The organism is Enterobacter sp. DN, from assembly GCF_046054285.1.
Lineage (GTDB): Bacteria > Pseudomonadota > Gammaproteobacteria > Enterobacterales > Enterobacteriaceae > Enterobacter > Enterobacter hormaechei_C.
This window is the reverse complement of sequence record NZ_JBJJTG010000002.1, coordinates 551,295-561,347: the sequence shown is the minus strand read 5'-3', so window position 1 is coordinate 561,347 and position 10,053 is coordinate 551,295. Positions and strand designations below refer to the sequence as shown.

Below are 10,053 nucleotides of genomic sequence, written 5' to 3'. Positions count from 1 at the left end.
CGGGATGGTAATTAGGAATAACACTCATGCTGTTAAGCGTTCATTCAAGTATTCTGTGTTAAGGTCTGCACCGAATACTAAATATGGTAATGGCATTGTGATTGTACGAATTAAATTCCCCCTGATTTTGTTGTTTATTATTGGGCAGTTATCGTTTGCGTCTGCGGTTAATGCAGACAGCAATACAGCGGATAAAGGCTGGTTCACCACCTTCACGGATAACGTCGCGCAAACATGGAACGAACCTGAGCATTACGATCTCTATATTCCGGCCATTACGTGGCATGCACGTTTTGCCTACGATAAAGAAAAAACTGACCGTTATAACGAGCGTCCGTGGGGGGCCGGCTTCGGTCAGTCTCGCTGGGATGAAAAAGGTAACTGGCATGGCCTGTACCTGATGGCGTTTAAGGACTCCTACAATAAATGGGAGCCTATTGGTGGCTACGGCTGGGAAAAAACCTGGCGCCCGTTATCAGACGACAACTTCCGTCTGGGGCTGGGCTATACGGCAGGGTTCACGGCGCGTGATAACTGGAAATACATTCCTGTTCCGGTACTGCTGCCGCTTGCCTCCATCGGCTATGGTCCGGCAACGTTTCAGATGACCTACATACCGGGTACCTATAACAACGGTAACGTTTACTTTGCCTGGATGCGGTTTCAGTTTTAACTGAATTTTTCTGCTAAATCGGCCAAAAAACGCACAGATATTGAAATGTAAAGGATAAAAATCGAACAGCGAAAATTAACGCGACTTTTGTCACTTTTTATCAAAGATCCGCTGGACAAAACGCCTCACAATTGTTGTACTGATACCCGACACAGCATTTGTGTCGTTTTTTAATGTAAAGGTAATTTTGATGTCTAAGATTAAAGGTAACGTTAAGTGGTTTAATGAGTCCAAAGGATTCGGTTTCATTACTCCTGAAGATGGCAGCAAAGACGTGTTCGTACACTTCTCTGCAATCCAGTCTAATGGTTTCAAAACTCTGGCTGAAGGTCAGCGCGTAGAGTTCGAAATCACTAACGGTGCCAAAGGCCCTTCTGCTGCTAACGTAATCGCTCTGTAATTCAGACGCGTCAGCAAGAATTTCAAAACCCGCTCAATGAGCGGGTTTTTTTCGTTCTGAATCAACCAATAAGATAGATCTTCAGGAAGCTGGCGACGATCGCGACGCTTAGCAATACCATACCCACGCCTGACAGAGTTTCTTTCATGCTATCACCCTCGTTCAATATTGAGCCAAGAGTGACAGAGAAAAATTAAGCCAACATTAAGGTTGCCGCGCTTAATGTCCGCTGGCGGAGGAAAATAACCAGAATGCGATCGCAGTCATCGCAAACGAGCCAAGCATGTTAACGGCAATGTTGGTCAGCGCCCAGCCCATCCGGCCTTCCTGAAACAGAAATACTACCTCCGCAGAGAAGGTAGAAAACGTTGTTAAGCCGCCGCAGAAACCAGTTGTAATCAGAACCTTCCACATAGGGTCGATGTTGGTCATGCGATTAAACCAGGCCAGCCCCATCCCAATAATAAACGCCCCGATCAGATTTGCCGCCAGTGTCCCCATCGGAATGGCCTGATGCAGGGGGTTAAACCGCATGCTTAAGAGCCACCGCGCAACGCTACCCGTGCCTCCACCAATAAAAACGGCTATAAGTAGTTGTAACACTGTCAATACCTGCTATTTGCTGTGTAAGTGCGTCGAGTGTAACGCTGTTTTTGACCGGGAGACAATTATGTATGTTGCAGTAGGACAGTTCGCGGTGACGCCGGACTGGAATGAAAACGCGGAAAAATGCGTCTCCCTGATGGTTCAGGCGAAGCAAAAGGGGGCGTCGTTGCTGGTACTTCCCGAAGCGTTACTGGCCCGTGATGATACCGATCCGGACCTGTCGGTAAAGTCTGCACAAACGCTGGAAGGGGCGTTTCTGAAACGACTGCTGGCCGAAAGCGTTGACAACACGCTCACCACCATCTTGACGGTCCATGTTCCGTCCTCGCCGGGGCGCGCGGTAAACACGCTGGTGGCGATACGTGAGGGTGCCATCGTCGCGAGTTACGCCAAACTTCATCTGTATGATGCGTTCAGCGTTCAGGAGTCGCGCCTGGTCGATCCGGGGAGTGTCATTCCGCCGTTGATTGAGGTGGCGGGTTTTAAGGTTGGCCTGATGACCTGCTACGATATCCGTTTTCCCGAACTGGCGCTAAACCTGGCATTGCAGGGGGCCGAGGTGCTGGTTCTGCCCGCCGCGTGGGTCAAAGGACCGCTTAAGGAGCATCACTGGGCGACGCTGCTGGCAGCACGCGCGCTGGATACCACCTGTTACGTAGTAGCCGCGGGTGAATGTGGTAACAAAAATATCGGGCAGAGCAGGGTTGTCGATCCGCTGGGGGTGACGGTTGTTGCGGCAGCGGAGACGCCTGCGTTATTGCTGACGGAGATAATTTCAGCCCGAATAGCGCTTGCGCGGCAGCAATTACCTGTTCTGCGCAATCGCAGGTTTGCGCCACCGCAATTAATGTGATGTTTTTTTCAACAATGCTTGATTCACCTTGTTACAGATTGCTATTGTGTGCACGCGCCAAATGACCGTTAATACGTTCAGGTTTTTTGGCGGAATGCAGCCTGTTTCATGTAAAGAAGGTATTTATGGGTGAGATTAGTATTACCAAACTGCTGGTGGTTGCCGCACTGGTCGTCCTGCTGTTCGGTACCAAGAAGTTACGCACGCTGGGTGGAGACCTGGGTGCTGCCATTAAGGGCTTTAAGAAAGCAATGAACGATGACGACGCGGCAGCGAAGAAAAGTGCCGAAGATGACATCACTGCACAGAAGCTTTCACACAAAGAGTAATGGCAATGCTGCAAGGCTTGCATAAAAAACCGGCTCAGAAGGCCGGTTTTTTGTTTTACTGTAAATAAATTTTACAGCTTTATTTCACTTCTTCGCCCTTCGCCTGCATATCGGCGTGATAAGAGGAGCGAACAAACGGACCGCACGCGGCATGGGTAAAGCCCATCGCCATCGCTTCGGCTTTCATTTCATCGAACTCATCCGGGCTCACGTAACGCTGTACAGGCAGGTGGTGACGGCTTGGCTGGAGGTACTGGCCCAGCGTCAGCATGGTGACGCCGTGGCGGCGCAGATCGCGCATCACTTCAATGATCTCAGCGTTGGTTTCACCCAGGCCGACCATCAGGCCAGACTTGGTTGGAATATGCGGATGGGCTTCTTTAAAGCGCTCCAGCAGCTTCAGCGACCAGTTGTAGTCTGCACCGGGACGTACCTGACGGTAGATACGCGGTACATTCTCCAGGTTGTGGTTGAACACATCTGGTGGCGTCGCGGTCAGGATATCGAGCGCGCGATCCATACGGCCACGGAAGTCTGGCACCAGCGTCTCAATCTTAATGTTCGGGCTTTTTTCGCGGATGGCGGTAATACAGTCAGCAAAATGCTGAGCACCGCCATCGCGCAGATCGTCACGGTCAACGGAGGTGATAACAACATAACGCAGCGCCATATCGGCAATCGTCTGCGCCAGTTTTTGCGGTTCGTTTGCGTCAGGCGCAACAGGACGGCCATGGGCAACGTCACAGAACGGACAGCGGCGGGTGCAGATGGCACCCAGAATCATAAATGTCGCGGTACCGTGATTGAAACATTCAGCAAGGTTAGGGCAGGAGGCCTCTTCACAGACAGAGTGAAGGCCATTTTTGCGCATCGCCGCTTTGATCCCCTGGATACGCGAAGAGTCGGCCGGAAGTTTGATTTTCATCCATTCCGGTTTTCTTAACAGCGCCTCGCGCTCTGTAGCCACGTTTTTAACCGGGATAAGGGCCATTTTATCGGCATCGCGGTATTTAACACCGCGTTCCATCACAATGGGTTTACTCATAGCGTGCGTGTTCCAGTTGCGAATATCGAAGGAAAGCGTTTCAATTCAAGGGAATGTTGTAATTATCAACTATTTTTGAACGAACGACAGGCAGTATATCATTTAAAGGGGCGATAAAGCAGCCTGCCAGGTCGCCAATTTGTAAAATAGTTGTTGTTTTGTGCCTTTTGCCCCGCTTGCGGCAGGGGCTTGTGCTGAAAGGCGGGATCAGAACGCCTGGCGGATCACGTTAATGACGTTTTCCAGCACCGGATCGCGCAGGCTTAGCTTGTTGTAATGCAGTGAGATTTCAACAGATTCCGTCGTAAGTTGACTCAATGGAATGCTCTCCAGCGGCCAGCATTTTTGAAGCAGAGTGAAGAGACGCACAGGCATAATACAGAGCAAATCGCTGCTGCCAATCAGGGCCGCAAGGGTAAACATATTGTAACTGCTGAAGCTGATCAGACGGTCCGGGAACAGTTCGTCAATACGCTGGCGCAGCGGATCCGGACCCTGCCCCTCGGACATAAAGGTTGCATGTTCGTAATGACGCAAATTTTCAGGCGTCAAAGCTGCGCCCAAAGCAGGATGACTCTGACGACATACGAGCGCCAGAGAGTCGGTATAGAGAACGTTATGCCCTAATGCCCTGGCCGCGAAGCTGTTGCTGTCGATGATCAGGTCCGTCTGGAATTGTGCCAGCTGAGTTTCCGGATCGTTAACGGGCACGTTGCGGATCAGCAGCTGTGGCGCATGCTGTTTAACAGCCTGGTAAATAGCGGGCATGACCAGAACACCCACAGAGGGAGAGGTGCCTATGGTGATGGTTCGTTGCTTATCGTAACTGCCGGTGAGATCCAGCGCGCCCAGAATCGATTCCAGACCCTGGCTGATGTACTCATGCAGATGGGTGGCGTACGCGGTGGGGGTTACGCCCTGGCCTTTACGAATAAATAAGGGATCGGGAAATATCGCGCGCAATTTTTGAATTGACTGGCTAATAGCAGAGGGCGTGAGATTAAGAATTTTCGCAGCATTAACGATACCTTTGTGGACATATACCGCCTCAAAAATAGTCAATAAATTGAGATCAATATTACGTAAAGTCCGGAAAATTTGCGGCTTATCTTCGCCGCTGGTTTCATTCAGGCGTTTGGCTGGTAAATTAGTAGGCTCCACGCTCTTACTCCGTATCCATTCACAATATGAATGATAGTTGAATTTATTTATTATGCTTGCAGAGATTCGTAAAGTGTTTCGTAAGTTTCCCTTGTTTATCGAAAACAAGCAGTTGGGTGATTATCACGCACGTTACACGATACCCGGTGATGGTACTATTAAGGTTCTAATTAATATGGGACGCTAATATATGGGCGACTCGAAAATATAGAATATGCGGTTTATTGTAAAGCGTAAATGCGGCAATTAAGCAGTGGCTGGTCAAATAACCGAACCACTGCCCGAAGTGTGTTAAGCAGCAATATATTCGTAGTCAGGATTGTTAAGCAGCGCTAAAAACTTCTTCAGAAGCACGGGGCGGATATTCTCAGGGGTGGCGGTATCGACCCACTGGCGCATTTGCGTCATTTCCATACCGGCATACCCGCATGGGTTGATGCGCTGGAAAGGGGTCAGATCCATATTGATATTCAGCGCCAGCCCGTGGAACGAGCAGCCTTTACGGATACGCAGCCCCAGCGAACAGATCTTCATCTCTCCCACGTAGACGCCCGGGGCATCGGCGCGAGGGTGAGCATCGATACCGTACTCAGCGAGCGTGTTCACCACGGTTTGTTCCAGTAAGGTCACGAGCTCACGCACGCCCAGCTTTCTGCGTTTCAGGTTAAGCAGGACATACATGACCTGCTGGCCCGGGCCGTGGTAGGTTACCTGTCCACCGCGATCGCTCTGGATCACCGGGATATCACCCGTCATCAATAAATGTTCGGCTTTTCCTGCCTGGCCTTGAGTAAACACCGGCAGGTGTTCAACCAGCCAGATTTCATCAGGGGTGGTGTCATCGCGCATATCGGTAAAGTCATGCATAGCCTGAGAGACTGGCTCGTAAGGCTGTAGCCCAAGATGGCGGACAAGAATTTTATCCTGGTACAAAAGGACGTCTCCGAAGACAAGGGAGAATAGGTAACGGGGAGTATATCACAGCGGGGAAGTGGGTTACCCGGCAAACCGGGTAACCGCTGAGGGACTACAGCACCATACGAACAATTTCGATATTGCCGAGCTCTTCGTACAGCGTCTCAACCTGCTCAATGTGTGTCGCAGTGATGGTGATTGAGACCGAGTGGTAGTTACCTTTGCTGCTCGGTTTGACTGATGGAGAGTAGTCACCCGGCGCATGGCGCTGTACCACTTCAACCACCTGATCAACCAGCTCAGGTTTCGCCAGACCCATTACTTTGTAAGTAAAAGGGGTAGGGAATTCAAGCAGTTCGTTAAGTTTGGTTTTCATGTCAGCTCCGGCGTGTGTATAAAAAATAATAACTCCCGCCACGGGGCGGGAGTTTTACTGATACGTAGTATATGGGGATCAAAATCACACTTTCAAGTGTTCGATTTTTAACCAAACCAGTGATGGAACATCAGCTTAATGTAATCAATGATTTTGCCGAAGAAATTGCCTTCAGGAATTTCCTCCAGCACCACCAGCGGGCGCTGATCGATGGTTTTGCCATCCAACTGGAAGTTAATCGTACCCACGACCTGATTCTTTTGCAGCGGGGCGTGCAGCTCGGTGGTATTCAGCACGTAGCTGGCTTTCAGATCTTTCATACGACCGCGTGGGATCGTCAGATAGAGATCTTTGTCCACGCCCAGGGAAGCGCGATCGTTATCGCCAAACCAGACAGGTTCAGAGGCAAATTCTTTACCGGCTTTCAGCGGGTTCACGGTTTCGAAGAAGCGGAAGCCCCAGGTCAGCAGCTTTTTGCTTTCCGTTTCGCGGCCTTTAAACGTACGCCCCCCCATCACGGCAGAGATCAGACGCATCTGGCCTTCAGTGGCGGAGGCCACCAGGTTATAGCCGGCTTTATCGGTGTGGCCAGTTTTGATGCCGTCGACGTTCAGGCTGTTGTCCCACAGCAGGCCGTTACGGTTGGTCTGACGAATGCCGTTGAAGGTGAACTCTTTCTCTTTGTAGATAGAGTACTCGTTTGGCACATCGCGGATCAGCGCCTGACCGATCAGCGCCATGTCACGCGCGGAGCTATACTGACCCTCGGCGTCCAGGCCATGTACGGTCTGGAAGTGGCTGTTTTTCAGGCCCAGCGCGGAGACGTAGCTGTTCATCAGGCCCACAAACGCGTCCTGGCTGCCCGCGGCAAAATCGGCCATGGCCACGCAGGCGTCGTTACCGGACTGCAAGTTGATGCCACGGATAAGCTGAGAGACCGGAACCTGCATGCCTGGCTTCAGGAACATCAGCGATGAACCTTTGAACACCGGGTTGCCGGTTGCCCACGCATCGTTACCGATAGTCACCAGGTCGGTTTCTTTGAATTTGCCTGCTTTCATGGCCTGACCGATAACATAGCTGGTCATCATTTTGGTCAGGCTGGCCGGATCGCGGCGGGCATCGGCGTTCTGTTCTGCCAGAACTTTGCCGGAGTTGTAATCAATCAGGATGTAGGATTCCGCGTCGATCTGCGGAACGCCAGGGATCATGGTCTTGATGTTCAGGTCGTCCGCGTGAGCTGCGGAGAACGCAGCAGCGCAAAGGGCCGTGGTCAGCGCCATGCGCTGCACAAAACGAGCAGAAAAAGTGGTCTTCATGGTCAGAACTACGACATCCGTGATGGAATTAAAAAAAGTGCCTTACTATAGCAAATGCTATACGGGCAGGCATCCGACTTTCATCATGAGAGTGTTAACGTGCTTTACACAAACTGACATTTCGGATACCACCGAATAATTATTTTGCAACAGCGATAAACGACTGGAGCTGCGCCTCGCTCTGCAAACGCTGTTGCAGGGACGCTGCCTGCGATTTGCTGGCAAACGGACCCATCTGGATACGCCATACCGCACCGTTTTGCTCAACGCGGCCTGGCACGCCAAACTGCTTGCTTAAACGCTGCTGATATTGCTCGGCACGGGTCCGATCGCTGACGGCGCCAACCTGAACCACGTAGCTGCCGCTCGCCGTCGCAGGCGTCGCAGTCTGCGTAGCAGCAGGCGCGGTCACCGGGGCGGGTTGTGTAGCGGGTGCAGCAGCGACGGGCGCAGGCGCTGGGGCAGGTTCATTTGATTCAATCACGCCCGGCGCTAACGTGGTGGGTGCGCCAAGGAAACCACTGCTTTTCACCGGGGCGCCTGTCGCGTCTTCACTTTGCAGCGTATCGTTGCTGATAGCGCGCACTTCACCCTGCGGCTGTGTGGGCTCTGCCGGCGTTGAAGCACCCCCCATACCACCGCTCAGATCCGGGCGAGCGGGCAGGGCATAGGTCTGTTTCGCGACCGTGGTACAGGCCGTGCCCGGGCCAGACAGTGAACCATCCTGCGCCACGATAATCGGGTCGATACGCACTTTAGTATTGTTTGAGGTGTTCAGACGGTCGGCCGCCGCGCGGGACAGGGAGATCACGCGATCGGTGCCGTAAGGACCGCGATCGTTGATACGCACCACGATCATTCGGCCATTCGCCAGGTTAGTGATGCGTGCATAGCTCGGGACAGGCAACGTCGGGTGTGCCGCCGTGATCTGCATCGGATCGAAGGTTTCACCCGACGCGGTCAGATTGCTGCCGGGCTCAGCGTCATAGATGGCAGCAAAGCCAGCCTGGCTGAAACGGGAAGGATCCTGAACGATTTTATAGCTTTCACCGTCGCGCTGATAATCCTGATTCACGCTGGCGTTCAGCGGTTCATAAACGGGATCGGCACCGCTAATCTCAACAATCGGGCCATTACAGACCGCAGGCTGCGGCGGCGCGACGGTTGCCTGTTGCTGACCATCATCACTTGTACAGGCGGCAAGTAAACTTGCTGCGATGCAGATCCCCAGCCACTGCTTACGCATTGCGATCCCCTTATTTTTATACGCTTTTGGACAACATTTTCCTGTGGGTATGGATCGACATGACGATACCAAACCCGGCCATCAACACGATCAGTGCCGAGCCCCCATAACTCACCAGCGGCAGCGGTACGCCAACAACCGGCAGAATACCACTCACCATACCAATATTTACGAAGACATAAACGAACAAAATCAACATTAATCCGCCTGCCATCACGCGACCAAAGGTGGTTTGCGCGCGCGCGGCAATCCACAAACCTCGCATGATCAGCAGCACGTAGAGTGCAAGCAGCACCAGGATGCCAACCAGCCCTAACTCCTCAGCCAGAACGGCAAAGATAAAGTCGGTGTGGCGTTCCGGTAAAAATTCGAGCTGCGACTGCGTACCGTGCAGCCAGCCTTTACCACGCAGGCCGCCGGAGCCAATCGCAATCTTCGACTGAATAATATGATAGCCTGCGCCCAGCGGATCGGTCTCGGGATCGAGCAGCATCATAACGCGCTGACGCTGGTAATCATGCATCAGGAAGAACCAGAGGATAGGGATAAACGCGGCAACCAGCACCACGGCGATACCAATCAGACGCCAGCTCAGGCCGGACAGGAACAGGACGAACAGGCCGGAGAGGGCGATAAGAATTGAAGTACCGAGGTCCGGCTGTGCGGCCACGAGCAGCGTCGGCAGGAAAATCAGCACCAGCGCAATGGCGGTATTTTTCAACGACGGCGGGCAGACGTCGCGGTTAATAAAGCGCGCCACCATCAGCGGGACGGCGATTTTGGCGATTTCCGACGGCTGGAAGCGGACAATCCCCAGATCCAGCCAGCGTTGCGCCCCTTTCGAGATGGCGCCGAAAGCATCTACTGCCACCAACAAAATGATACAGAAAATATAGAGATAGGGCGCCCAGCCCTCGTACACGCGCGGCGGTATTTGCGCCATCACCACCATAATGACCAGACCCATGGCGATCTGGCCGATTTTACGCTCCATCATGCCGATATCCTGGCCGCTGGCGCTCCAGATAACGAGGGCGCTATAGACCAGCAGAGCCAGCAGGATCAGCAGCATGGCTGGGTCGATGTGGATCTTGTCCCAAAGCGATTTTTTATTCGGATTATCCGTCATG

12 protein-coding genes are annotated in these 10,053 nt (G+C 52.5%); 4 read left to right on the top strand and 8 right to left on the bottom strand.

The window, feature by feature from the left end:
• Positions 1 to 97: 97 nt before the first annotated feature.
• The gene (pagP, locus tag ACJTMZ_RS07280; protein ID WP_017382475.1) at positions 98 to 673 is read left to right on the top strand and encodes a lipid IV(A) palmitoyltransferase PagP; all 576 of its coding nucleotides are present in this window, start codon (positions 98 to 100) and stop codon (positions 671 to 673) included.
• Between the two features lie 190 nt (positions 674 to 863).
• Positions 864 to 1,073 (top strand): transcription antiterminator/RNA stability regulator CspE, encoded by a 210-nt coding sequence (gene cspE, locus ACJTMZ_RS07275; RefSeq protein ID WP_002439184.1) that lies wholly within the window; start codon positions 864 to 866, stop codon positions 1,071 to 1,073.
• Between the two features lie 219 nt (positions 1,074 to 1,292).
• Here the strand turns inward: cspE and crcB are convergent, their stop codons facing one another.
• Positions 1,293 to 1,676, bottom strand: a complete 384-nt coding sequence (gene crcB / locus ACJTMZ_RS07270; RefSeq protein ID WP_017382474.1) for a fluoride efflux transporter CrcB — start codon at positions 1,674 to 1,676, stop codon at positions 1,293 to 1,295.
• 67 nt (positions 1,677 to 1,743) lie between these two features.
• Between crcB and ACJTMZ_RS07265 the strand changes: the two genes are divergently transcribed.
• Positions 1,744 to 2,532 (top strand): deaminated glutathione amidase, encoded by a 789-nt coding sequence (locus ACJTMZ_RS07265; protein WP_252010891.1) that lies wholly within the window; start codon positions 1,744 to 1,746, stop codon positions 2,530 to 2,532.
• A gap of 125 nt (positions 2,533 to 2,657) precedes the next feature.
• Positions 2,658 to 2,861 carry a twin-arginine translocase subunit TatE gene (gene tatE / locus ACJTMZ_RS07260; protein WP_003858723.1) on the top strand — a complete coding sequence of 68 codons (204 nt, stop codon included), beginning with the start codon at positions 2,658 to 2,660 and terminating at the stop codon, positions 2,859 to 2,861.
• A gap of 79 nt (positions 2,862 to 2,940) precedes the next feature.
• Here tatE and lipA read toward each other — a convergent pair whose 3' ends face one another.
• The 7 genes from lipA to mrdB form a co-directional block, all read right to left on the bottom strand.
• Positions 2,941 to 3,906 (bottom strand): lipoyl synthase, encoded by a 966-nt coding sequence (lipA, locus tag ACJTMZ_RS07255; RefSeq protein WP_006809637.1) that lies wholly within the window; start codon positions 3,904 to 3,906, stop codon positions 2,941 to 2,943.
• A 207-nt stretch (positions 3,907 to 4,113) separates the two neighbouring features.
• Positions 4,114 to 5,067 (bottom strand): YbeF family transcriptional regulator, encoded by a 954-nt coding sequence (locus tag ACJTMZ_RS07250; protein ID WP_032647690.1) that lies wholly within the window; start codon positions 5,065 to 5,067, stop codon positions 4,114 to 4,116.
• A 291-nt stretch (positions 5,068 to 5,358) separates the two neighbouring features.
• Positions 5,359 to 6,000 carry a lipoyl(octanoyl) transferase LipB gene (lipB, locus tag ACJTMZ_RS07245; RefSeq protein ID WP_017382471.1) on the bottom strand — a complete coding sequence of 214 codons (642 nt, stop codon included), beginning with the start codon at positions 5,998 to 6,000 and terminating at the stop codon, positions 5,359 to 5,361.
• A gap of 94 nt (positions 6,001 to 6,094) precedes the next feature.
• Entirely contained in the window at positions 6,095 to 6,358 is a 264-nt protein-coding gene (ybeD, locus tag ACJTMZ_RS07240) for a DUF493 family protein YbeD (RefSeq protein ID WP_003858718.1), read from the bottom strand.
• A 107-nt stretch (positions 6,359 to 6,465) separates the two neighbouring features.
• Positions 6,466 to 7,677, bottom strand: a complete 1,212-nt coding sequence (gene dacA, locus ACJTMZ_RS07235; protein ID WP_003858714.1) for a D-alanyl-D-alanine carboxypeptidase DacA — start codon at positions 7,675 to 7,677, stop codon at positions 6,466 to 6,468.
• Between the two features lie 139 nt (positions 7,678 to 7,816).
• The gene (rlpA, locus tag ACJTMZ_RS07230; RefSeq protein ID WP_252010890.1) at positions 7,817 to 8,923 is read right to left on the bottom strand and encodes an endolytic peptidoglycan transglycosylase RlpA; all 1,107 of its coding nucleotides are present in this window, start codon (positions 8,921 to 8,923) and stop codon (positions 7,817 to 7,819) included.
• Between the two features lie 16 nt (positions 8,924 to 8,939).
• Complete coding sequence (mrdB, locus tag ACJTMZ_RS07225) at positions 8,940 to 10,052, bottom strand: peptidoglycan glycosyltransferase MrdB (RefSeq protein WP_015571139.1); 1,113 nt, start codon at positions 10,050 to 10,052, stop codon at positions 8,940 to 8,942.
• Position 10,053: the final 1 nt, after the last annotated feature.